The sequence below is a fragment of the Pseudoalteromonas sp. NEC-BIFX-2020_015 genome, assembly GCF_012952265.1.
GTDB classification, from domain to species: Bacteria; Pseudomonadota; Gammaproteobacteria; order Enterobacterales; family Alteromonadaceae; genus Pseudoalteromonas; species Pseudoalteromonas neustonica.
In genome coordinates this window covers 1-25496 of record NZ_JABCJL010000035.1, presented here as the reverse complement: position 1 = coordinate 25496, position 25496 = coordinate 1, and the positions used below count along the sequence as shown (strand labels likewise).

Genomic DNA, 25496 nt, shown 5'->3' with positions numbered 1-25496 from the left:
ATAATAAAAAACCGAGTTTAACAGACAATCCAGTTTTGAATCATCGAATACCCTGTCGCGTTTTAATAAATGATCCTATAAGTCTGTAAATAAGCTTATTTTCGTTGCCTAATTCGCTTTTCAAATATGCTGTTCTACACTCTATACTATTATTTTATCAAGTGTATTTATTGCTTATATAAGGATGTTTATATGACGAATGCGATTGAGTTAGTAAGCGGTTTCATCCATCGGCTTGGGTTAACTAAAAAACTTATTGCCGGCTTTTTATTGGTTGCCTTAATTCCATTGGCGGTGGTAATAAGTATCGCTCTGTATAGTTCTTCTAACGCATTAAATAAACAAACCTACGCACAACTTGAAGCCGTTAGTGAAATAAAAAAAAGCGCTATTGAACGCCACTTTAAAGACATAAAAGCACAGCTCTTATTTTTATCACAAAGCCCATTGCTTCATAGCGCCGCACATGAATTTAGTGAAGCATTTAAACATCCTCTTCAGGCAAATAATCTTAATAAAATTGAAGAAAAAAAGCTTGTTAACTATTACCAAAATCAATTTTCAACTAAGTACAGCGCTGAAAACGAAGGGATGGCAGCGCCAGCACAACTTTTTACTCAACTCTCTCCTGCTGCACGATTTTGGCAATATCAGTACTTAGCTGACAACCCTCACCCCCTTGGAGAGAAAGCAAAGCTGCAACACGCTACAACCCCAAATAAATACAGCCTTACGCATGCTAAATACCATGGTTTTTTATATAATTTTGCTCAAAAATTTGATTTTTATGATGTATTTATCGTTGATAATAGTTCTGCAGAAGTCATTTACTCGGTATACAAGGAAGTCGATTTTGCCACATCCTTACAAAATGGGCCTTTTGCTAATAGCAACCTTGCCTTGGTCTTTAAAAAAGCGAAAACAATTGCGCAAGATGAAATAGCCTTTGTTGATTACCAGCAGTACTCCCCGTCTTATGATGCACCAGCAAGTTTTATAGCAACCCCAATTTATGAGCAAGGCGTACATACTAGTACATTAATTTTCCAGCTATCTATTGATGCTTTAAATACCATAATGACGGAACGCGCGGGCTTAGGCGAAAGCGGTGAAACTTACTTAGTCGGGCCTGATTTTTTAATGCGATCAGATTCTTATCTCGATGCAGCTAAGCACTCTGTCGTTAACTCATTTCGCCGCCCCGTTCAGGGGGCAGTCAAAACAGAGGCTACAAAACTTGCTTTAGCTGGAGCAAGTGGCCAACAAGTCATAACTGATTATAATGGCTCCTTAGTGCTGTCATCTTATCAGCCTATTAATGTTCTAGGTGTCCAATGGGCATTGCTTGCTGAAATGGATAAGCAAGAAGCATTTGCTGCTGTAGCCCAATTAACAATTTTACTCCTCAGTATTTTGGTACTGTCAGTAATTGCGATTACCGTGGTTGCAGTTTTATTTTCTCGCTCCCTGACACGACCCGTACAGCTATTGGTCGATACAATGCACCACGTTGAGCGCCAAGGTGACTTTTCTGTTCGCGCGCCTGTACTCTCCCAAGATGAAATAGGTATCTCAGCTCAAGCTTTTAATTCTCTTTTAGATGCCTTGCAAGGCGCAATTTCACAGACCAACTCAGTAATGAACAAGATGGCGGTCGGTGAATTCCAACACCGTATAGATGCTCCTTGTAAAGGTGAACTTAACTCTTTAAAGCAAGCGACTAATGAATGTGCTGATTCTTTAGAAAGTGCAATGACTGAGCTAAATCAGGTTATTGATGAAATGAGCAAAGGTAATTTTAATACCGTAATTAGCACACCTATGCAGGGAGAGCTGGCCACGTTAAAACACAATATAAATGGCTCTATGCAATCTATAAATGGAACTATAAATGAAATAGTCGATGTAATGAGTCATATAGAGCAAGGTAACTTTAAACAACAAGTCACTGTAATGGCAAAAGGCTCATTGGCGCAACTAAAAGACAGCGTAAATAATTCAGTACATAGCTTATTTGGTGCTGTTACAAGTATCAGCAAAGTAATGAGCGCATTACATGAAGGGGATTTCTCTCAGCGTATTGAGCAACCTTTGCAGGGGCAGCTTGCGCTGCTTAAAGATGATATTAATGCAAGCGTAGATAATCTCGCTCTAATCATTAAAGATATTAGTGATGTGATGGCCGCCGTTAATCAAGGTAACTTTAAGCTACACGTGAATTGTAATGCTAATGGCCAATTATCATCGTTAAAGCAACATATAAATAATTCGATTCTAAATTTAGACGAAGCAGTTAGCGATATTTCTAACGTAATGACTGCCATTAGCCAAGGTTGTTTTGATAAAATAATTGACTCTCAAATGAATGGTCAACTTGATTCCCTCAAGCATGACGTGAACAATTCAGTAAGTAATCTAAGCACTGTAATAGCTGAGCTTGCAAAAGTAATGGCAGCAATGCGACGTGGTGACTTTAGTCAACAACTAACAAGCCAAATGCAAGGACAGTTAGCGCATTTACAAAAAGATGTTAATAGCTCATTAGCGATCACCGCACAAGCAATCGGCGAGGTCACTCATGTTCTAAGCGCCATTTCACAGGGGAATTTAGCTCAACCAGTACAGGGCGACTATCAAGGTGTATTTGCAACACTCAAAGAAGATGTAAACCATACTATAGGTAAGTTAACGAGCGTTATTACCGGTATTCAAAGCTGTGCAAACCAAGTATCACAAAGCGCCTCTGAAATAGCCGCTAGTAATATTGAAATAAGCCAACGCACCGAGGAGCAAGCATCCAACCTTGAAGAAGCCAGTGCAAGTAGCAGCAATATGCTCGATGAAATCGCTCACGTTGCAAAGCAATCTAGTGAAGCGGTAAGCTTAGCTGATAATGCTCACACAATAGCCACTGAAGGTGGTGAGCTCTCGAAACAAACAGTAAATGCTATTGTAGAAGTAAACAACTCGAGTAAAGATATTAATGAAATTGTCTCGGTAATCGATGAAATTGCTTTTCAAACCAATTTGCTTGCACTAAATGCAGCCGTTGAAGCAGCACGTGCTGGTGAGCATGGCCGAGGATTTGCCGTGGTCGCAAACGAAGTGAGAAACCTAGCAGGTCGAAGTGCATCCTCAGCCAAGCAAATTAAAAGTATTATTAGCAATAGCAACCAAAAAATTAGCCAAGGCACCATGCTAGCTAACTCATCCGGCGACAAATTAGGGCAGATAGTAAGCGCAGTTGCAGCGGTAAATCATATGATTACATGTATTAATAATTCATCAATTACTCAGCAGCAAGCAATTAAAGAGGTTGACATTGTTGTTCAACGCCTCACCGTTTTAATTCAAGAAAGCTCAGCAATTACTGAAGAAACCATGGCCGCAGCAAAACAAATGGCGGAACAAGCTAATACCATGCGTGATCTTCTACTTTATTTCTCATTAAAGAAAATCCCTTTGTAATAAGCGAGTTAAAGTAAACATGAGCTTTTTATACAATAGCCTAATTAACTAGCAGAGCGGTTAAAGTACTTGCTACACTGACACTTGATCGGCACTATATACTCAAACCACCTCTAGATGCAGACTTCAGCGTTTCACAGGTGTTTAATATTAAGACGTTACTTTGCAACAATGGCAATCCATTTTAAGAAGTAACAACGATGAGAGTAAGTACCTATGAAGCAAACGCGTGAGGGATAGATCGTGAAAGTATATTTAAAATGTTTAATGGGGTTACTAAGCTTACTGATTTTGCCTGCGCACGCAGCAGTTTATCAATGCACAATAAAGGGGGTTGCTACATTTAGTCAACAACCTTGCGGCGAAGATGCTGAAATCATCATTATCCCAGAAACCAATAGAACACAAATCGCTAAAAAGGATTCTGACAAAAAAAGTGATGATTCTGTCGAGAATTACATCAGCGGTAAAAAAATTGATAGAAAAATTAAAAAAATTGAGCGCGCGATAAAATTATTGCAAAACGCGCTCTCCGAGCAAAAAATAAAAATAGGTTATATGACTCAAAAAGCGGCGAACCGCTTAGGAGCAGAGTCTATTGCCGATGCGATTGAACAACAAACCATCATTATTGAAAAAGAAGTGCAGCCTAAAATAGATGAGCTTCAACAGCAAATTGCAGCCTTAAATGTCATTAAAGCTCAACTAGGTCAATAAAGTACCCTTTATGTGGGTAATAAATCGCTTCATATCAGCGTTATCATTATAGATATGCGGCGAAACTCTTACACCATAAGCACGTACGTCAACACTAATATCAGCCTTAGATAAAGCATCAATAATCGTACTTTGCTTTGCGCCAAAATCAAATATAGCCGTTGCGCTACAACTCTCGGGTGCTGTTGGAGAAACTAAAAACTCCCCTAATTCTGCATTTAACAGCATCAACAGGGACAAATTATGCGCACGAATATTTTCAACCCCCAAATTAGCAAAGTAATTGATACTATGCCCTGCAATAACAAAAGGTGCGATTGACGGTGTCCCGCCCCAAAAGCGCAGTGCCGAGGCATGATATTCAAAATGGTGTATATCGAATTCGAATGGGTTTTCATGAGAGAACCACCCGACATCTTGTGGCTTACACACTTTAAGCTGGGCCTTACTCAACCATAAATAAGCTGCACCAGGCCCCGAGCACAGCCATTTAACACTTGAGCCAATCATAAAATCGACCTTTACTTCACTCAAATCTAACGGTAGCACACCGGCAGATTGCGCAACGTCAACAAGGCTTAAGCTATTGTTCTGTACACAAAGCTCTGCAATTTTAGCAACAGGTGCCTGTTGACCTGTATTTGAGTATGCGTGGCTTATAAAAACTAAGTCGGTATCTGCTGTCAAATACTGCTGCCAAACTGCAATATCAGTGATATCTAAATGTTCGGGAATGAATTCAATCGATGCCGTTTTCGGTAATGCTTTTTGCATTACAAACCCCATACTTGGAAAGTCACTTTGCGCCATAAGCACTTTACAATGATTGTTAAGCAGTCGTGGGTGCGACATCAAAAGCTTTGTTAGCGCACTAGAAAGATTAACTTGTGGACAAAATTGCTCGCTCGGCGAATTAAATAATAATCCTAATGCATGTGTAAAACGTGTAATAACACCAAGCCATTGCTGCCAAGGTTCTTTATTAGTGTTCTGCCAAGGGGCAAAAAAGTGTTGATTAAAATCAGCTTGGCTACTTTTTAATGATCGCCCCACAGAATGGTTTAGTAAGTAGCAGCCTGATGTTAAATTAAAATCATCTTTGTACATTTACTTTTTCATCCATTGCTTTAGCTGTGTTAAATCATCAAAACGGGTTTTTATATCATCTCGCTGCGCGGCAGCACGGCGATCTCTTAATTGTTCGAGTGAATCAAGTAAGATATGTAATGGGGGGCCACTCGCCGTTACTTTATTTATATGTTGTTGCTGCATTTGCTGCGCAGGCTGTGCAATAAACTTACTCACCAACTGATTGTGATGGCCTATCGCTGTATCGCCATGCAGCTTGCATACTTGGATAAATAATTGCGCATTGGTTTGAAACCACTGGCTGTCGCGCTCACTGCCTGCGGCTAAAAAGTCATCCATAATGCTCGGCATACGCATACTTTCACGCAAGGTTTGCTGATCTTCAGGCATCATATATAAAAACTTATCCACCAGCATTTGTGAATAGCTAGGCTCATTTGCAAAGCATAATCCCAACAACATATCGATTACATTTATACCTGCAAAATCCCCTGCATTCGCGCCACGATAAACCTCCTTTCCCACTCGATATGGCTTATAATATGGCCTTACACAAAAGAAGAATCTATCGGTATCCAATTGACTATAGAGCGCATTATTTGATTCAATAACCTCAAGCAAAGCCTGCTTCGCAACGTTAAGTAAATCTGCACATAATGGGTGCGAAATTCCCAATGGTTGAATTTTCAATAATGCATCAGCAACACGCTTATACGCTAAAATGCCCTTGGTGTTGTAATCAATAAACAGTTTCTCATCCGGTAAATCAGTAAAGCGTTTATATAGACCATTGACGGCTTTATTATGAGTTGTTAAATGAGCTGTAGCAAAACGAGGGGTAACTCCGATTGAAGCGCCAATATGCATAGCTAAGGCTGATGCTTCGACTAGTGGTGAAGTCGTTTCACGTGAAGGCTCTGTGATTTCATGTCGTCGACAAGCCCCCATAAATAAACCAACATTACCCAACAGATCAAACGCACTATCAAAACCTTCATCCGTATTACCCTCAGCCAGTAATTTACGAATATGCGCATTACCTTCCATTTCTAGCTGATGCTTATATTGCTCACCTACAAATTCAACATTTGCTTTGTCTTCTTGTTGCCAGTAAATGCTTTCTAGCTGATTATTTATTTCCACAAAGCGGGTTCTGAGCCACTCGTCAAATGCTTGAGTATTTTTGCTCACAGACATAACTCCACACCTAATTATTATTGCATTTATGTTAACAGATAGCATAGAGTACAAATCAACAAAACCGCCAATAAAAAACCAAACAATTAGCAAAAATCACTCTATAATATTAAAAAATAAAACTAAATCACTACAAAAATGAACCTAGATAAAAAAGATCATCAATTACTTCGGTTATTACAAACTCAGGGACGCACTTCCGTGTCAGAGCTAGCAACACATGTTAACTTATCGGACACGCCTTGTTTGAGGCGCATTAAAAAGCTTGAATCTAGTAATGTTATTTGTGGCTATCATGCAGCGTTAAACCCGCGAGCGTTAGGGCTAAATGTTTTAGTTTACGCATTTGTAAGATTAAGCCAAAATTCAGTGGGTGCGGCTCAAATGTTTGAAGAGCAAGTCGAAAAACTAAACCATGTACTTGAATGCTCTGTTATTTCTGGGAGCTACGATTATTTACTTAAAATCATTGCCGCGGATTTAGAGAGCTACGAAAGTTTTGTAAAACATAAACTCGGTAGTATTAATTGCATTGCCAATATTGAATCTACCGTCGTGTTAAAACAAACATTTAGTAAAAAACAATTACCCTTGTAAAAAACATCGCAGCTCAGTCGCAATTCGCTATACTCAATAAACTGTTGTAAATAATGACTCATAAGGAAACATGTGAAAGTATTTCGTTCAACATCCAGTTCATTTTGCTTTTATGTGCTTTTTGCCCTCGCCTATTTTATTATCGGTAAGCTACTAACTAACTTTGCGTTTCAATCTCAAGTTATTCCAATTTGGATCCCTGCAGGTATTGCTTTAGTCGGCTGCTTTATTTGGTGGTGGCGCTTTATTCCTGCTCTATTTATTGCTTCAGTTACATTTAATTTAAGTATTGGTGATAGCCCAATAGGCGAAAATGCTTTAATCGGCAACACCCTTAATGAAGTACTTTTAATTGGCTGCGGGGCTGTATTGCAAGGGATCACTGGTGCTGCAATCTTAAGATACTGGTTAGGCCACCCTCTGTATTTAAAAACTCGCTTAGCAATCATTTATTTTATTGCGGTTGTTGGTATTGCCGTAAGTCTTATATCAGCTAATATTGGTGTTTTTGCACTTAGTGCATTTAATCCGGCATACAGCATGGTTAATCATTGGCAAAATGTGACTTACTGGTGGTTAGGTGATGCACTTGGGGTTCTTATAACAACCCCTGCTTTGCTCGCACTATTACAACCTAAATTTAAACAACACTATGTAACCCCCCTACCTACAGTTTTTGTATGTTTCGTACTGTTCATTTCGGTCGCATCAACAACTAAGCTATACAATCAAGAAAGTAAATCAAATGCCTTACAAATTGCAAAACGCGAGGCACAAGTAATTGAAAATAGTTTATTTAGATATCTAAACCGTAGCCAAATTGCTGTACAAAGCTTAGCAAGCCAAATGCAAGCATCCCCAAATTTAAGTCAGCAAGAATTTCATAACTATGCAGCTGAGTTACTTGCTCAACACACCTTTATTAAAGCCCTGTCTTGGAATATAAAAGTACCTCAGGCAAGAGTCGATGATTTACGCAAAGACCTTGCTGAGATTTATCAAACTGACGTGAAAGTCAAAGGTGAGCCCCTTACTTCAGACGATCCTTTAGTCGTTGTAAAATATATCGCACCTTTAGAAGGGAATCGCTCCGCGCTTGGCCTAAATGTATTTTCTAATCCAGCTCGTCGTGCCACGCTACTCGATCCTAATATCAAATATCAGCCCGTTGGCACTCAAATAATAAACCTCGTCCAAACCAAAGAACCAGCGCCAGCTTACTTACTTTTTTCACCTGTCTATCAGCAAGGTACACAAGATGATCCAATAAAAGGTTATGCAACAGGTGTTTTTTTAGTTCGAAATATTATTGATCAAGCGATTAATGATGAGCAAAGCAATATGTTTAATATTGCTTTATTTGAAGATCAAGCAGACACCCCTTTTTATCTAGGAAATAAAAATACAACTGTAATCGGTGATGATTTTACCACTATAAAAATTAGTTTTTCAGGACAAGTATGGCATTTACAACTAGCAATAAAAGATGAGTTTATACCTCACCAAGCAAATCACTTAACGTTGTTTTTGCTTATTCTACAAGTGGTAGTGAGTACACTTATTTTGCTGGTTTTATTATTATTCAACCATCAACATATTGCATTATCGCGTTTAGTTACCGAGCGCACACGCTCATTAGTACGCGCTAAAAAGCAATCTGATTTAGCAAACCAAGCTAAAAGTCGCTTTCTCGCCAATATGAGTCACGAAATTCGCACTCCACTTAATGCTGTTATTGGTTTTTCGACGCTGGCAAAAAAAGATGATGACGCTAAAACATTAAATGGCTACCTTCAGAAAATAAATTTAGCGTCTAAATCACTATTAAGCCTTATCAATGATGTGCTGGATATTTCTAAGATTGAATCACAAAAATTAACACTGGAATTAAGCCCATTCGATTTAAATAACTTACTTGATCGTATTAATACTATGTTTGAACAAAGTGCACACAATAAAAAAATAAACTGGACTATGAACAATCAACTGCCAACAAACACCTGGTTTGAAGGCGATGCTATGCGTATTGAGCAAATATTATTAAACCTATGCAGTAATGCAATAAAATTTACCGCTGAAGGTGAAGTGAGTGTCAGCGCGCTTGCCAAACAAGTTGATGATACTCGTATGCAAATAACCATCATCATTAAAGATTCTGGTATTGGTATAGAGCCTGCTGATCAACGCAAACTTTTTGATGCATTTACACAAGCCGACAATTCAACATCAAGACGCTTTGGTGGCACAGGTTTAGGCCTAGCAATTGCAAAGGAATTAAGCTTATTAATGGCTGGCGATATAACACTAAGCAGTGCTAAAGGAGAGGGCTCTACATTTACTTTTACCGTGTTACTGAATACATGCGCACCGATAGAAAAACCGCAAAAAACTCAGAAAAAGGTTGATTTAAGCACCCTAAGAATATTGGTGGCAGAGGATAATCAAGTCAATCAATTGGTCATAAAAGCAATGCTGAGCGCACTTAAAATCACCCCCATAATTGTTGAAAACGGTGAGCTTGCTGTCGCCAAAGTTCAAGAGCATGATTTTGACTTAGTGCTCATGGATTGCCAAATGCCCATTATGGATGGCTACCAAGCAACAAGCTTAATTCGTAAAATTAAAACGGCCGAACAATTGCCAATCATTGCATTAACAGCAGATGTAATGCCTGAAGATAAAGCTCATGCATTAGCCATTGGGTTTAATCAACACCTTGCAAAACCTCTCGAACTCGATAAGCTAACCGAGTGCCTAACCAACTATGTAGATGTTTATGAGCCTTAATGGAATATTGCTAACCCTTACTTTACTTGTCACCTCTAATATTACTCTCGCTCAAACTAACTGTATTAATCAGTTAGCGGATCTAAGTTATATTATGAAAAGTAAACAACAAGGCCTGTTAAGGTTTGAAAGTAGCCGCCCTGCTACCGATTTTTCGTATCAAACGGATCTCGCATTTAGTGATTATTTAGCGTTTGCATATCAATATATTTTAGCTAAAAATCCACGTGCATCTATGCCTTGCCCTATTTTTACTGACACCTATCAACACCTAGTTAAACAACAACAGCGAACAAGCACACCAGATATTGTTGATTTGATAGCGCCATTTGAATTACGCCAAAATAACAATCATAAAGCCGTGTTATTAATACACGGGCTCACTGATTCGCCATTTACCTACCACGATCTAGCCCAAATTTACTTTCAACAAGGCTATACAGTTCGAACTTTACTATTACCCGGTCACGGCACTGCCGCTGATGCGTTAAGTAATATAAACGCCAAGCAATGGCAGCAAGCAACAGCTTATGCAATCAAGCGCACAGTTAAAGATTTTGATCAGGTGATTTTAGGGGGTTACTCTACGAGTGCCGCACTTTTACTTAATTACTTAACAGTGCAACCAGTTGACTCGAAAATAAAAGCGCTTATGCTGTTTTCACCCGCGACAGAACCACATAATAAAAATGGCTGGCTTGCCAAGTGGATTGACCGTATTCCCTTCATTAACTGGATAGATAAAGATGCCGATATTGATTTTGCAAAATATGAGTCATTTCCATTAAATGCAGCAACCGCCGCCGATGATGCAATGCACTCTATCGCGTTATCAACATTAATAAAACGGCCATTACCAAACTTGCCTATTTTTTCAGTGATGAGTGATGTCGATACCACGATAGATACTCGTGCGTCGCTGCAGTTATTAACGGCATTACACGATGTAAAAGCACGCCCAGCTAACCGTTTAGATACCTTGATTTATTATGGTGATGCAACAAAAATTACCCGTGACTTTCCCGATGATTACACACTATTAAACCCGCAGTGCAAAAGTTCTACCTGTAAAAACATTCATGGCATTTCCCATATCGCCGTCGTTAACTCACCAAACAACCCTTATTATGGCATAGCTGATGTTTATCGTAATTGCGGTAGTTATCTTGATGACGATACATTATATAAGCTGTGTAAAACAACCAAAACACCTAATATTGGCGAGCGTACTGCTGAAAACATTGCCGCATTTCCAACCTTTCAACGCCTGACTTATAACCCTTATTTTACTGAGCAAGCACATTATATAAAACAGTTTATAAAGCAGGTTGAAGGCTTTCAAGGTAATCAATAATGACCACATTTAGTCACCGCTGGCTAGCCAGCATTAGTGAGATTGAGGCTGGCGTTTGGCAGCAATTTTTTACCGATAATCCCTTTACGAACCATGCGTTTTTATTTGCATTAGAACAAAGCCAATGCGTATCTGCCACGACTGGTTGGCAACCACAACATTTAGCTATTTATCAAAATGATATTTTGGTGGCACTGGCCCCCGGTTATTTAAAAAGCCACTCATATGGTGAATATGTGTTTGACTGGGCGTGGGCGCAGGCGTATGAAAAGCATGGCCTAGAGTATTACCCTAAATGGTTATCGGGCTCTCCATTTAGCCCTATTGAAGGGCAGCGTATAGCGATTGACCATGCGCAACCAGATCAAGTATATCAATACATTACTGCGCTTTTAACAAAGCAGTGTGAACAACAAGGTTGGTCTGGCTGGCACATTAACTTTTGCACACAGCAGCAAGTATCACATCTCACCTCTCATCAAGGCATGCATCGTATTGGTGTGCAGTTTCAATGGAAGAACCAAGACTACGCTACTTTTGATGATTTTTTACAGCATCTGACCGCACGTAAGCGTAAAGCTTTAAAAAAAGAGCGCAGTAAAATAGCACAGCAAAATATAACTATTAACTGGTTACAGGGCGAACAAATCACTGTAGAGGTGATGAGCCAGTTTTGTGAGTTTTACCAACGGACTTATTTAAAGCGCTCTGGCCACATGGGCTATTTAAACCATGATTTTTTTATTTTACTGCATGCCTTAATGGCCGAACAACTGGTGATCATGCACGCAATACATGATGGTGAAGTCATTGCAGCAACGCTGAGCTTTAAAAGCAATGACACATTATATGGGCGCTATTGGGGAGCCGTTGAAGAAGTAGACTGCCTGCACTTTGAGCTTTGTTATTACCAAGGTATTGAGTATTGTATTAAGCACCAACTTAGCTGCTTTCACTCAGGTGCGCAGGGCGAGCACAAAATAGCCCGTGGTTTTGCCCCAGTATTTACCCACTCAGTGCATAATGTGATAGATAGCAACTTTCGCCCTGCAATCGCAGATTACTTACAACGTGAACGCCAACATATACATATCTATCACCAACAGTGCGCTGAGTTATTACCTTTTAAAGCAGACGTTTAAAAATTAATAACTGATTATTAGCAGGCATAGCGATATCTTCAACAAACGTTAAACCTGCTTTTACGGCTAATTGTTGTACCCATTCAAAATCACGAATGCCGCTTTGCTCATCTTGCTGCTTTAAAAACTCATCAAATCGCTGATTACTTTCACTAGTAAAAGCGCCATTGTATTTAAACGGTCCATAAATACACACAATGCCTTTTGCGACTAGATGCTTGCTCACGCCAGTAAAAAATTGCTCAACCAATGGTTTACTCACGATATGCAAAGTATTGGCGGTATAGATTGCGTCAACGGTACTTACAGGCCATGGATTATTTAAATCAAGCTCAATGGGGGCGTGTAAATTACTCAGCTGCACTTCATCAACCCATTGTTTAATGCCATTGTGATTCACAAGGCGATCACTGGTGTGCCATTGTAAATGAGGCAAATTCGCAGCAAAATGCACGCTATGTTGACCCGTACCAGAGCCAACTTCGAGTACGCTTTCAGCATGCGCCAAATGGGGTGTGATGCCACGTAATATTGGGCTCTTATTGTTTTCGCAGGCTTGTGAGAAAGGTTTTATCATATTGCAGTGCACCAATATTGGTAAATTATGCCCCCAAGTAAAACAAATATCCTTCATAATGTCGCGCAAAAAAACCACATTTAAAGTAAATGTTTTAATATTCAATGTAGTAAAAAAAAGATTTAATCATGGTATGGGTTATGCAATCTCTTAATCGAATCAACTAAATGGAGAAAACTATGTATATATCCCCTTACACCGCTCTAGACGCTGCAGTTGCAGCAAGTGAAAAACCAGTGAATGATAAACTAGGCAGCGATGAACGTGCTACTGTAATTGATTTACTATCACAAAAAAATCAGGCATTAACGCATGAAACCGACCAAATATTTATCCTTGGCTATAATTAAACAACTCGCCTCCTGTCATTATTTACAATTTGTGACTTGCACCGAAACCGATTAACTGTAATGATAACAATTATCGTTACAGTTAATCGGTTTTCTTATGCATGAACATCAAGCTATGCTTTATTATCAACAGCAAATGAAATGTGTTTGTCAACGTCCGGGGCTACATGCTCCCGCGTTAGTTGCAAATTATATTGAAGCTGGTTTGAGTGCTGCACGCTATTACGAAAAAAATAATAGCATGCTATTACAAGAGCTCTATCTAAGACGTACTTTTCATGAAATCCTCAACAAAATGTGCGACTCTTTAATTCATTGTGCCATTCGTAAGCAATGTTTAGAGCAACTGTATAAACCTTTACTGGCGTTAAAGCGCTTTTATAGAAGCCATAATAGTACCGGGAAATACCTCATATTAGAGCGTGAAGCCCGTATTCTCAGTCACGAATTCAACCCTTTCTAGGAGCTTTTATGAGCGAATTTAGAACCGAATCAGATAGCATGGGCGAACTACAAGTCCCTACAGAAGCACTTTATCAAGCGCAAACTCAACGAGCTGTAAATAACTTTCGCATTAGCGACTTAGTAATGCCAAAACAGTTTATTACTGCTCTTGCGTACATCAAACAAGCCGCAGCTCAAAGCAACAACGAACTTGGTCATTTAAGTAAAAATAAAGCACTGTTAATCGAACGTGCATGCCAAGAGATCATTGATGGTCAACATTTAGAGCACTTCCCTATTGATGTGTTTCAAACTGGTTCAGGTACCAGTACCAACATGAATGCGAATGAAGTAATTGCAACACTGGCAAGTCGTTATGGTGATGAAGTTATTCATCCTAACGATGATGTAAATATGGGCCAAAGCTCTAATGACGTGATCCCCACAACCATTGCGGTGAGCAGTGTTATAAACGTGGTGTATGAATTATTCCCGGCGCTAGATCAGTTATCACAAACGCTAGAGCGTAAAAAATCTGAAGTGGGTGACATTGTCAAAACTGGCCGTACCCACCTGATGGATGCCATGCCAGTTACATTCGCGCAAACTCTTAGCACGTGGCAACATCAAGTTGATACTGCGATGGCGGGTATTCGCTTCAGCTTAGACGGCGTGTCAGCTTTAGCGCAAGGCGGCACCGCAGTTGGCACTGGTATAAATGCTGATCCTCTCTTTGCGGAGCAATTTTGTAAAAACCTCAGCGCCAATGTTGGCGTACGTTTTACACCGAGTAAAAACTTCTTTTATAATATTGGATCGCAAGATGCGATTGTTGCTTTATCGGGGCAATTAAAAGTACTTGCCGTCGCACAAATGAAGATAGCTAACGACCTACGTTGGATGAATTCCGGCCCGTTGGCGGGCCTTGGTGAAATAGAGTTAGAAGCATTACAACCTGGCTCTTCAATTATGCCAGGCAAAGTAAACCCTGTGATCCCTGAAGCGGCTGCTATGGTCAGCGCACAAGTGATTGGCAACGATGCAACGATTACAGTTGCAGGCCAATCAGGCAACTTTGAGCTCAATGTCATGCTACCTGTGATCGCCTATAACATTTTGCAAAGTATCGAACTGCTAGCAAATAGTAGCCAAGCCTTAGCCGATAAAGCAATCCGCTCTTTTAAAGTTAATCAAACTAATATTGATAAAGCACTCGCTAAAAACCCAATCTTAGTAACCGCACTTAACCCTGTAATTGGCTATGCTAAAGCCGCTAAAATAGCCAAACAAGCATACCAAGAAGGTCGCCCAATACTCGATATAGCCGAACAAGAAACAGATCTATCACGTAGCGAGCTGGAAACTTTACTTAACCCCGCAAAGTTAACTCAAGGCGGGCTATAAAAAATATTAAACCCGTCCACAGCGACGGGTTTAACCTTTGAATGCCATAGTTTTTATTGCTGTGTAATCTGCAAAGTGTATGATGGTGATTACTTGTTCATCACTGTGAAGGTTATTATGCGCTTATCTCTTATCGCTGTTTTGCTGCCGTTATGTTTATCTGCATGCTCAGATGCTGGTACATCAGGTTCTAACACTACAAACTCTGTGGCTGAAAACTCTGACACTTCAGAGCACGCTCAACTAAGCCCAGCTCCCGCAGCCCTTATTAAAGACAATCAAACAACTAAAGTAGACCCACTAACAAACGTTGTAGCCAGCAAAGAAAGTCTTAGTATCGCTCACCAACAGTTAAAAGATTTAATTAGCGATCCACAGTGTGATGACCATACTCAGTGTAAAATATTAGCTATTGGCAGTCGTGCTTGCGGCGGCCCGAGTAGCTATGTTGCTTATTCAACTAAATCAGCCGATGAGCAAGAAGTGCTCGCATCAGCAAAGCAAGTCACTTCATTAGAAAGCCAATTTAATGCGCAAACGGGTATGATAAGTATTTGCCAACACCTAACTGAACCAAGTGCTCAATGCATTGAAAATAAATGTGTTAAACTTGAAGGCTCTGCAGCAAGTGTTTATTAAGGGATAATAGTATGAGCCGTTTTTCTTATTCTAAATTATTAGCTACCGCAACCGGTTTGCTGATGCTCAGTGGCTGTGCTAATACTGCTGACTCTTCAAAAAATAATAATGTAGATTTATCTAAATCTAACAAAGCATTGGGTGAGTTGATCCAAGAAAATAACTGTACAGCCAGCTTTCAATGTAAAGTGCTTGAAGTCGGGCAACGTGCCTGCGGTGGACCGAGCCGGTATGTAGTCTATTCAACGTTACAAACGCCACAAGAAAAAGCAGAGCAATTAGCACGTCAAATTACTGCACAAGAAACGGCTGAAAATAAAGCGAACGGATTAAGTGATTGCTTACCGATTTTACCTATTCAAGCATTATGTATTGCTCAGCGGTGCCAGTCTTTTGACCTGAAATAATATGGTATTCACTATGTTATTAATGGAAGCAATGAGGAAATCACTACAACCGCCACGATGCAAACCCCGGCCTTAAAAATATACTGTACTGGCATTTGTTTTTTTATCCAGTAGGCATAAATAAATCGTACAAAATAACTTGCTGCAGTACCAAATAAAGCAAATATTAGTAGGTAGGCGATTAACAGTATATTCACGGCAGCTCATTCTTTAATAATTTAAGCCCTCAGTGTAAGGGCTTAAATTCAATAAGGCAAAGCTTAGCGCTTACTTGTGTGTGCAATTAACAGTTCAGCAACTTGCTGTTTTACTGCGCGCTTATCATCGACTGCAACCCCAAAACGATCTGCAAGTAAGGCGATCTCTTCGTCATTAAGATTAAACGACAATCGCTGCCGCGTCTTTTTTGATTTTACATCAAGAGCCAAAATTTTACGGATCATATCTGATGGTGTCAGTTCTTGGTCAATCGCTTGTTTTTTTATCGATTTTTGTACTTCACTGCTTAAATCAAAGGCCATTTGGGTTGCTCTAACCGCTTGCTCTTGGCGCTGCCATTTAGCCTTTGCATCACTCACTTTGCGTCTCCAGGAAACAAATCAACAATATCACTCATTGGACGCGTAAGCGTAAGTGATACCTCTGTTTCACCGCCATCCCAAATTTCAATATTTAAGCCAAAGCCTTCATCGGGCGATGCTAAACAGATCATCTCACATGGTTCACCACCTTCTTGCTCATAACGAGGCAAGGTTTGACCACGGTAATCTTTATTATGAAAATAACAAACATAAGGCGACTCACTTTGTTGATAGCTTTTAGCTAAAAACTGCATGTGGCGCTCAGGTGTATTTTGTACATCAATTTGTGTCAGTGAATCTTCATCAAAAATACGCGAAAACTCATCTAAGCCAAAAATCTCTTCAACTTCATCGCGCTGAATCTTTATTGAGAAGTTAGCCCACTCCTCACCATCGTCTTGCTCAATTTGTAAAAAAACAACTTGGCCACTGTTCGTTTCAAGTACAAATTCAGTATCACTGCTGTGCTGATATTGATACGTTTGAATATCAATAACACGTAATGTTTCGCCTTTTAACCACGAAGGGTAAGCAAACGAATCAATAACGCTAAACATGTCACCTTTTTTAAGTTCGCTGGCATGATTAAGCTGACGCTCTGGCTCTTTTTTAGATTTAAAAAAATTAAACATAGGAGACTGCCTTTAAGCAAAAAAGGCAACAAGGCCGAAAGCCTGGTTACCTTTTTAAAATATGGACGTAAATATTAGCTATTTTGCTTCGCTTTAATGCGAGCTAAAATATCAGCGCTTTTTGGACTTGAATCGCCAATGCCTGCTTCAGCCATTTTTGCTTTTAGATCATCGCCGTTTACATCAGACTCAAGCTGTTTAGCTGCACCAAGCTGGTCGCTACGATCTTGCTGACGTTGCTTAATACGCTCTAAAGATTGACGAGCCGACGTCATAGACGAGCTGTTTGTGTTTAGCGTGCTGTTAACAGCCATTGTCGCTTGTTGAACGCTTTCAGTCGTCTTAACCATAGTAAGCTGACGTTGATTTTCTTTGATCGATTTCTCAGCGTCTTTAACTTGCTGCTTAAGGGCAACAATGTGGTTACTAAAACCCGATAATACTTGTTCGTTTTCAGCTTTCTCAGCTTCAAAATCACCAATTTTTTCTGCAATTTCTAGCGCCAACGCTTCGTTGCCCTTTTCAAGCGCTTGCCCTGCATATGCTTCATGTTCAGCGATTGATGCATCTACAGCGCTAATTTTACGCTTAGTTTGCATTTCTTTAGCCATTACTTCCGTAAGGCTTTTCTTAGCGCGGTGAAGAGCATTTTGCGCGTCAGCAATTTCTTGCTCAAAAATACGGATGCCATTTGCATCTACAATTGCTTCGCCTGCTTCACGAGCGCCGCCACGTACTGCTGTAAATAATTTTTTCAAAATACTCATAATCTTAACTCCACTAACTAGCTATTAATCATTTAAATACAAAGTCACGGCTTCTAGTGCATCTATAGCGTTATCTGCTAATGTCACTAGTTCGTGGGTAACATCATCTAATGATGAGTTTACCGACAGTGCACCAAAAATCGCGTATTTGTTATCGATTTTAGCAAATGCACTCAGCGGAATTGGCACGTTTAAACGTAGTAATGTTTCGTTTAATTCGTTGCGTAATTCACTTTTAACTTCATTTTCGTCAAACAAGTAGCTAATACATAATAACTGCTCTTGTGTTTGCGTAACAAAAATTGGAAGTTCATCATTTCCATCAACAATGACTTGTAACACATCCTGCTCACCTGGATTGGCAATCAAGAAAGATTCAAAGTTAGCGCCTTCAGTTTCAAAAGCCGCTAATTTTATTGAAAGTTCGTTTAATTCCATGTCTGTGCCTTTTTGTCGTTTGACATATTATGTCTGAGTTAAGATTCGCATGGGCGACATATTATGTCAACCATGTTTTATTAATTTTTGTATAATTCGCTTTCTACCTGCCACGCACTTCGGTAATAATCATACAAAGTACCTGTGCCTAATTGATTGACTTCAATATCATTTATTTGTTCAAAATAATGATTTGGAAATACAAATGAAGCCAATAAATATTTTTGACTGATCCACCTAGAAGCAATAGGTAGCGTTTTTATATCGCTAATTCTGGCACTGGCAGGTTTCCCTGCGGTTGTTGCAATCGTCCAGCCCCACTGACCAAAAGACGGAATATTTTGCTGATACTGCTCAACATGCTTAAATCCAGCTGCTTTCACTGTTTTACCAATGCTTAAAAATGCGTTTTTAGCATGGTACGGTGACGTTGACTGCACTGCCATGGCCCCATCAGCAGCTAGCAGTTGACGCACGTGATTGTAAAAATAATCACTGTACATTTTATTTAAGTCGGGATGGTTTGGATCCGGTAAATCAATAATTATAGTATCAAAGCGCTCCCCTTCACCGAGCAACCGCTCGACTTCTAAGAATGCATCACCAACAATGATATTAGCTCGCGGATCTAACATGGCATTATTATTAAGCTTACTTAAACGTGCAGTGATCTCAGCAGGTGCAATAAACTCATCACTTGGATAACCAAATAAATCAAGTAGCTGTCCATCTAAGTCAATTAAAGTAACTTTTTTAACGGGCCATTTTAGTGCATCTCTTAATGCTAAACCGTCGCCACCACCCACAATCAAAATATTATCATGACGGTTTGAAGCCAACATCGCAGGATAAACTAACATAGAGTGGTAAATCTGCTCATCAACACTAGAGAACTGTAAACGTCCATTTAAATAAAGATCTGTAATAGGCTCTGGCTGATTAAGGCTTAAACGCTCTGTGAGTACCAAGTGCTGATATTTAGTCGCTTCAGAATAAATAACTTTATCCTTATACAATACGTTACTTAAATTTTTCATCCAGCTACTGCCAAGCACTAAAATAAAAGCAAATAGCACGAGCAAAAGGATATGGCATACAAGTAATAATTTGGCGAAACGTACATGGGTGTGATAACGCCATAAAAATGCCAGTCCTGCAATAATATTAAACAAAGCAGTCCATGCGGCTGCTTGCATAATCGGCATAGACAGCATGATACTCACCCAAATAGCCGCGCCAATACCGGCACCAATATAATCTGCACCATAGATAGTGCCTGCATTATTTTCTAAAAAGCGGCCATAAACGTGCTGACGAATACGCGCTATTAACGGTATTTCCATACCAATCAATAAACCAAGTAATAGGCCAAACACATAGGGTAAAAATCGAGACCAATCTTGAAGCTGTTGGAACACATAACCATTTAATATGGTATCGGCAGGTAAATTGAATATCTCAGAAAAAATATGAGGTAATGAATAGCTTACAGCAATGATACTCGCTATTGCTAAAATACAACCCATACCAACAAGTGCAATCAAACTCTCTAGCCATGCAAAAGCGGTAAACGCATCTTTAAACCAGCGCGCTAAAAATGCACCGATCCCCATAGCAACAATCATGGTGCCAATCATCGCATAAATAGCACTTTCAACAGAGCCTAATACACGACCGGCATAATGCGACAAAAGATATTCATATATAAGGCCACACCCGGCAAGTACGGCCATAACAGTAATTAATAAAAAATCATGCCCAAGTAAGGCGTACTTACTTGGGCTTTGCTTAGAATATGACAAGTTTTATGCGCCTAGTAATGTAGCCATGGTAACACCAACAGCAAACGATACCGCTGCTGAAATAGCCGCTACGCCTACATTTTTCTGACGGTTAACTTCATCTGAAATATCGCAACCTGATAGAATAATTTTGATTGTGATCAGATGTAACACTATAAATACAAGCAGGCTTATCATTGCGCTTACAGCCCAGTAAAGCAAACTAGCACTAATATTATCAGCAACATACGGTGCAATACCTGTTGCAGCAGTAATCGCAAGTGCGCTACCGATTAGGAAACCAGCATAACGAATCCCAACAGCCAAATTGCCATCTACAATAGCCTGCTGCAAACAATCGCCGCTGCGATTTGTACGCTTAAACAGTTGCACTCGATACTGACTTACTAACAAAAGTACAATGCTACCAATCAAAAATGCAGCAATAACAATTGGAAGTCCATACCAACCATCTGTAGCGACCCAAAATAGTGCAGAACGGATGACAATTGCAACACTCACTACATGACCAAAATCAATCACAGCCGCTGTGACATTACCTTTTACTATCTCATCATGTAAGCTAACTTTTCGTAAAGCCACTTTATCCTGAAAAAAGTGCCCTAGCTTAATTAGGGTAATTGCCAATAAACCGTAAGCCGTCATTTGCAGCGCTTCTTGCTGTAGCGTTGCAGCAAATGAGCCACTGCTTACACCAGTTAAAACAATGGCCAATGCAACTAAACCAGCAGCAAAACTAATTCCAAACGCAAAGTTATCGCGCTCTGTAATTTCATCATTCGCGTGTAAGTTTGAGACCCAGCCTTTGATATATTTTAGACTCACAAATAAAGCGATAATAATTGCGAAATCGATCGCTATCGCTTGTAGTGACCACATTGTTATTCCATTAAATTCGTACATATTATTTACACTCCAACACTAATTCTTTAAATAGCCGTTTACTTACCGCGACTTACGCCACGAGAGGTTCTATTATTGCTGTTTCTCACCGTTCCAGAGCCTTTGCTATAACTACTACGGCTTTTAGGTGGCGTATAACTGCTGCGACTTAACCCTGATGCACCTGTCTTTTTAGAAGCATACGGGCTTGAGAATTGCTTACCTTGGCGTTGATATGATTGTCTGGTGCGGGTTTCAACCGCAGTTTGCGCTTTAATTTGCTTAGGACTAGAGTAGCGTGAGCGCCCATAATCACTGTAATAACTATATTTACGACGTTTACTCCAGCTACCATATTCAACGCGATCAAACACATCACCTAAAATACGATACATGCCGTACCACTGCCAAAAACTAATTCCGTTACTGTTAGTCTGCCAATTGCCGTAGTTAGGATTGCCGACTAGCTGATTACCTTCACCAACGCCTTCAGCCTGTTGGCTAATTGCTCCAACTCGTGCTAAAGAGCCCCCTGACATATCAGCAAGCATATTAATCGGATCAGTCAATGCATCAGCAAACAAAGTAGGTTTGACGGCATCGCGCAACAAATCTAAATTTTGTAAGGAATCTTCATAAGGAGGGATTAAATAAGTGCTTTTTATATCGGTAAGACGCTGTGTCAGGCCAGCATAAAGTGCACCTTTTTGAGTTGCGTCTTGTGCTATAACAGATGCAACCTGTGATAACTCCGGTTTTTCATTTGCGATAATACGTGCATATTCACTCAATAGTGTCGCATTACGAATTGAGCCATTATCCAATGCTTTGCCGAGTTCATTTAACTCAATTTCAGCTTTAGCAATAGATTGTTGAATTGTTTGTTGCAACTGCTCTTCTTTCGATTGGCAGCCCATAAGCAAGCTTATCAAACAAAACAGGCTTATAAGTTTCCAAGCTTTTATATTCGACATTCATGTCACCTGATTTTCTAAATTAACCTGCCTAGTTTTACACAGCTCAGAAAGTAAACCAAGGATGAAATTGCAACAAGATGATATTTTCTAAAGGTCAAAGCCTATGTTTTACTGCACTCAAATTTTAATTAGCTAGATGACAACTAGAAGGTGACACGAGCTCCCCCTCATAGCCGACAAACACTCTATACGATAACCCCCTCAAAGATTTGAAGTGCTCTGCTTTTCTGCTTTATAAGCATAAGCTCAGCGAGTTAATCTAGTAATGGTTTTTGCAAATTTAGTTGGACGCTCTCTCATTTGAATTTAAAAACTGCTCAATTAAAAATGGATACTTAAATGTACAAATACCCAATACATAGTATGACCCTATCTAACTAGGCTGAATGATTTATTCTTATTACATTGACAATATTGTCTCATTAAAATAATGTGAAAAAGGTACAAAACCAAAAATGAAGAACTCTTCAATTATATAATAAGGAATTTTTAATGAAGAAAATATCCATTGCCGCTTTTCTAATGTCTTCGCTATTTTTAAGCAGTCAAACATTCGCTGCTGATTTCTGTATAACTAAAGAGAAGTAACCAAGCAGGGTGCTAGTATTAAGCTCTACCGGTGGTTTGTCATCGTCCCTATTTTATGCACTACATGGCGATTTAAGAGATATTCCATACAGAGATAAAACAGGAACAATAACTAGGGCGTGTTGACCTTTCGTGATTAATTTTGCAGCAGTATGTTTGGTATTTAGGCAAGGCAGCGCCTATGCAGTGTGGTTGTTCCCCATAAATAGGCGATAACGCAGTATAAATGTCAAACATGCGCTGCCCAAAGGGTTCTTCCTAGGGGCGATTGACTCTTTGTTGCTCGGTTTTTACTTAGCCCGCTAGGTTACAAACCTCGCGCCGCGATTAAATCGCCCCTAGATTGAACAAATTTCAATCCACAAAGGTCAACACGCCCTAGTATTAATTACACTTCTGAAAATTACCCAGATTCATTTGGCGAGATTGTTGAATTGTGCTTTTATCGAGCATATAACAATAATCCCGTTAAATACGGACCAATTGTTCCAAACTCTACTGGAGAGGTAACAGTATTTAATGGTGAGGGCTTCAAACCAAGTATACAAGTATCAATTGTTCATAGAGTTGAAGCAACAGGCACCTTCCATTATTCAACTCCAAATAGCATAGAAAGTATAACTTTTAACTACACAACTAACTAATTAACTCCTTAGACTCCAAATTTAATCAAAGGAGTCTATTTTCGTTTTGAGGGTAAATAGTATGGATCTACCTGATATCAAGAAAAGTTTGTTAAATACGAGAAAAGCTTTTACTCAGCCACAATCTCACCCAAAAAAAAGCATGGAAATAGAAATACATGCATCAGTTTCTTCATTAGCGTCGAAATTAAGTAAAGCAAAAAGCTCTATTGATATTTCTAAATTAAGTCAGCAAAATTTATCTCTACATAAGGAAGTACTCTCTTCAAATGCAAAAATAAATAATGATGAGGTTGCCACAGCAAAGTGGGAATTTGAACATTTATCCAAATCAAAACTTGAGACGATAGCATTAGACACAAGTAATACATTTAGCAGCTCAGAGAGAGTAGCTGCATATGAAAGATGGCACACACTTGATCAGCAAAATCTATCTAATCTAAAAAGAGACAGCCTTAAATACGAAAGTAACGTTACCGCACTAGCATCATTTGAAGAACTACTATCATCTCATACGAACTCTTTTTCTTTTTTTAGTAAAGCGATGGTTTCCGATGAATATAGCTCACAAGCAACATCACAGTTTGAGTCTATTTTAGATGCACGGGATTTAGAAAAAAGCAAAAATATAAGCAGGTCTGAGCATTATTATGAAACTATGGTGATGGATATTTTTGGTGGTTCTGAATCAGAAATTTTAAGCGGCACTGATGGGATGTCCTTATCTAACTTAATGCGAAGTTCTTATGAGTTTTTGACACAAGGAGATAGAGAACTATTAGCTGATATCTATGAATATGCTGATAATAATAATATAGATTTTAAGTATATACGTCAGTTTGCCAGTGATCTTGGTGGTTACAGAATGCATGACGATGGGAAGATACTTAATAATTTTAATAATGGCCACTTCAACGGTGAAGGATACCAGCTTGCTGTCAGCTTTACGGATAAAGATCAAGCTACGATAAATAATATCCTTGATAGTCAGAAAAAACTATCTTCATCTGATATAGATGAGGGGTTCATTTCGTTTATGACTGAGCCAGGCTTAAGTGCATTGTCTCATCGGGGTAGTTACCAATTTTTACAACATATGATAGAAATAAAAGCGGGAATAGAGCCAAGCTTTTCGGCTGAAAATTTTCAGGTTTTTGAAGGCTTTTCTGGGGTTGATGATCGATATGTTATCACGACTTCAGATAAGAAACTCCTCAGACCAGAACCTGATGTTATATGTAAAAATGGTACCTGTGAAGTAACCAAAAAAGGTCTTAAAAACAATGTTACTTTAGAGGAAAATAAAGGCAATCCTATATTAGATCTTAAATCTAACTCAATAAGCTCCCTTTTAGAACTCAGAGTGAACAACACAACCGGAAATAACATTTTATTTCAATGGCTTGCTGATTGAAGTCAGATTTACTTTAACAATCTTGTAGGCTAAGACCACAATAAAGCATAACACCTGTTGCTTTTACAACAGCCGTACGGTTTTTAACTTTAAGAAATTGGCGAACAATTTGATAGCAAGTCTTTAATCGCGCACCTTTGGTGTAGTGTAGGAAAGTTTTGAATGTTGGCCAATTTTGCTCACAAATAGCACAAGATTAAAATAGATCATCAATTACATGTGATTAATATAAAGGGGTTAAGCTGCTTTAAAGGCGTATTTTTACCTCTGAGGAGTTCGTGGTGTTCTTTTATGCCTTCAGGCTAAAGCATGACCTACAATAAAATACCCGCACGCTGATTGCTCAACCGTAGGTCGTGATTTATCGCGACAACCGATATATGGAGGTGTGTTGCTTTCAGATGAACGCCTGAGCGACATTGACCACCTTGCACCTTGCTCGCTTTTTCACTTTCCTGCAGACGTAAAAAATCCCGACTCAGTGAGTCGGGCTTTCTTTATTTGGAGCCTGGCGATGACCTACTTTCACATAACAAATGCTACACTATCATCGGCGCTGTTTCGTTTCACTACTGAGTTCGGCATGGGATCAGGTGGGT

The 25496-nt window shown here is 39.4% G+C and carries 24 protein-coding genes; 13 read left to right on the top strand and 11 right to left on the bottom strand.

Going from position 1 to position 25496, the window contains the following annotated elements; all coding sequences use genetic code 11:
* Positions 1 to 192: 192 nt before the first annotated feature.
* Positions 193 to 3468, top strand: coding sequence for a methyl-accepting chemotaxis protein (locus HH219_RS19440; RefSeq protein ID WP_211842198.1), 3276 nt, complete (start codon positions 193 to 195; stop codon positions 3466 to 3468).
* 243 nt (positions 3469 to 3711) lie between these two features.
* Entirely contained in the window at positions 3712 to 4185 is a 474-nt protein-coding gene (locus HH219_RS19435; protein WP_169328384.1) for a DUF4124 domain-containing protein, read from the top strand.
* On the opposite strand, the gene HH219_RS19430 is transcribed toward HH219_RS19435, so the two are convergent.
* Positions 4174 to 5292, bottom strand: a complete 1119-nt coding sequence (locus HH219_RS19430) for an aminotransferase class V-fold PLP-dependent enzyme (RefSeq protein ID WP_169328383.1) — start codon at positions 5290 to 5292, stop codon at positions 4174 to 4176. The two genes, HH219_RS19435 and HH219_RS19430, sit on opposite strands and share 12 nt — an antisense overlap.
* Positions 5293 to 6471 (bottom strand): monodechloroaminopyrrolnitrin synthase PrnB family protein, encoded by a 1179-nt coding sequence (locus HH219_RS19425; RefSeq protein WP_169328382.1) that lies wholly within the window; start codon positions 6469 to 6471, stop codon positions 5293 to 5295. It lies immediately after the preceding gene.
* A 138-nt stretch (positions 6472 to 6609) separates the two neighbouring features.
* On the opposite strand from HH219_RS19425, the gene HH219_RS19420 reads away from it, so the two are divergent.
* From HH219_RS19420 to HH219_RS19405, 4 genes are all read left to right on the top strand, one after another.
* On the top strand, positions 6610 to 7068 hold the full coding sequence (locus HH219_RS19420; RefSeq protein ID WP_054206807.1) for an Lrp/AsnC family transcriptional regulator: 459 nt from the start codon (positions 6610 to 6612) through the stop codon (positions 7066 to 7068).
* Positions 7069 to 7140: 72 nt separating this feature from the next.
* Positions 7141 to 9855: an ATP-binding protein gene (locus HH219_RS19415; RefSeq protein ID WP_169328381.1), complete on the top strand. Its 2715-nt coding sequence runs from the start codon at positions 7141 to 7143 to the stop codon at positions 9853 to 9855.
* A gap of 94 nt (positions 9856 to 9949) precedes the next feature.
* On the top strand, positions 9950 to 11209 hold the full coding sequence (locus HH219_RS19410; protein WP_349251629.1) for an alpha/beta fold hydrolase: 1260 nt from the start codon (positions 9950 to 9952) through the stop codon (positions 11207 to 11209).
* Entirely contained in the window at positions 11209 to 12351 is a 1143-nt protein-coding gene (locus HH219_RS19405) for a GNAT family N-acetyltransferase (protein WP_169328379.1), read from the top strand. The genes HH219_RS19410 and HH219_RS19405 overlap by 1 nt, the downstream gene beginning before the upstream one ends.
* On the opposite strand, the gene HH219_RS19400 is transcribed toward HH219_RS19405, so the two are convergent.
* On the bottom strand, positions 12335 to 12928 hold the full coding sequence (locus tag HH219_RS19400; RefSeq protein ID WP_169328378.1) for a DUF938 domain-containing protein: 594 nt from the start codon (positions 12926 to 12928) through the stop codon (positions 12335 to 12337). The two genes, HH219_RS19405 and HH219_RS19400, sit on opposite strands and share 17 nt — an antisense overlap.
* A 179-nt stretch (positions 12929 to 13107) precedes the next feature.
* Here HH219_RS19400 and HH219_RS19395 point away from each other — a divergent pair, with 179 nt between their 5' ends.
* From HH219_RS19395 to HH219_RS19375, 5 genes are all read left to right on the top strand, one after another.
* Positions 13108 to 13278, top strand: a complete 171-nt coding sequence (locus tag HH219_RS19395) for a hypothetical protein (RefSeq protein WP_169328377.1) — start codon at positions 13108 to 13110, stop codon at positions 13276 to 13278.
* Positions 13279 to 13375: 97 nt separating this feature from the next.
* The gene (locus HH219_RS19390) at positions 13376 to 13741 is read left to right on the top strand and encodes a hypothetical protein (RefSeq protein WP_054455978.1); all 366 of its coding nucleotides are present in this window, start codon (positions 13376 to 13378) and stop codon (positions 13739 to 13741) included.
* A gap of 8 nt (positions 13742 to 13749) precedes the next feature.
* A complete protein-coding gene (locus HH219_RS19385; protein ID WP_054206812.1) occupies positions 13750 to 15126 on the top strand; it encodes a class II fumarate hydratase in 1377 nt (458 codons plus the stop codon).
* 117 nt (positions 15127 to 15243) lie between these two features.
* Complete coding sequence (locus HH219_RS19380) at positions 15244 to 15765, top strand: hypothetical protein (protein ID WP_054206813.1); 522 nt, start codon at positions 15244 to 15246, stop codon at positions 15763 to 15765.
* Positions 15766 to 15776: 11 nt separating this feature from the next.
* Positions 15777 to 16172 (top strand): hypothetical protein, encoded by a 396-nt coding sequence (locus tag HH219_RS19375; RefSeq protein WP_054206814.1) that lies wholly within the window; start codon positions 15777 to 15779, stop codon positions 16170 to 16172.
* 11 nt (positions 16173 to 16183) lie between these two features.
* Here HH219_RS19375 and HH219_RS22435 read toward each other — a convergent pair whose 3' ends face one another.
* The 8 genes from HH219_RS22435 to HH219_RS19335 form a co-directional block, all read right to left on the bottom strand.
* Entirely contained in the window at positions 16184 to 16369 is a 186-nt protein-coding gene (locus HH219_RS22435; protein ID WP_082355731.1) for a hypothetical protein, read from the bottom strand.
* A gap of 63 nt (positions 16370 to 16432) precedes the next feature.
* Positions 16433 to 16750: a hypothetical protein gene (locus tag HH219_RS19365; RefSeq protein ID WP_054206815.1), complete on the bottom strand. Its 318-nt coding sequence runs from the start codon at positions 16748 to 16750 to the stop codon at positions 16433 to 16435.
* Entirely contained in the window at positions 16747 to 17385 is a 639-nt protein-coding gene (locus HH219_RS19360; protein ID WP_054206816.1) for a DUF4178 domain-containing protein, read from the bottom strand. Before HH219_RS19360 ends, HH219_RS19365 begins: the two co-directional genes overlap by 4 nt.
* A 74-nt stretch (positions 17386 to 17459) precedes the next feature.
* The gene (locus HH219_RS19355) at positions 17460 to 18152 is read right to left on the bottom strand and encodes a PspA/IM30 family protein (protein WP_054206817.1); all 693 of its coding nucleotides are present in this window, start codon (positions 18150 to 18152) and stop codon (positions 17460 to 17462) included.
* Positions 18153 to 18176: 24 nt separating this feature from the next.
* Positions 18177 to 18590, bottom strand: coding sequence for a DUF2170 family protein (locus HH219_RS19350; protein ID WP_054206818.1), 414 nt, complete (start codon positions 18588 to 18590; stop codon positions 18177 to 18179).
* Between the two features lie 80 nt (positions 18591 to 18670).
* A complete protein-coding gene (locus HH219_RS19345) occupies positions 18671 to 20392 on the bottom strand; it encodes a polyamine aminopropyltransferase (protein ID WP_169328376.1) in 1722 nt (573 codons plus the stop codon).
* 3 nt (positions 20393 to 20395) lie between these two features.
* Positions 20396 to 21295: a DUF350 domain-containing protein gene (locus tag HH219_RS19340; protein ID WP_169328375.1), complete on the bottom strand. Its 900-nt coding sequence runs from the start codon at positions 21293 to 21295 to the stop codon at positions 20396 to 20398.
* A gap of 38 nt (positions 21296 to 21333) precedes the next feature.
* Positions 21334 to 22248: a hypothetical protein gene (locus tag HH219_RS19335; protein WP_054206821.1), complete on the bottom strand. Its 915-nt coding sequence runs from the start codon at positions 22246 to 22248 to the stop codon at positions 21334 to 21336.
* Positions 22249 to 23544: 1296 nt separating this feature from the next.
* On the opposite strand from HH219_RS19335, the gene HH219_RS19330 reads away from it, so the two are divergent.
* Together HH219_RS19330 and HH219_RS21825 are read left to right on the top strand one after the other, a co-directional pair.
* Entirely contained in the window at positions 23545 to 24897 is a 1353-nt protein-coding gene (locus tag HH219_RS19330; protein WP_169328374.1) for a hypothetical protein, read from the top strand.
* A gap of 391 nt (positions 24898 to 25288) precedes the next feature.
* On the top strand, positions 25289 to 25496 hold a 208-nt coding region (locus HH219_RS21825; protein ID WP_211842197.1), incomplete at its 3' end, for a hypothetical protein.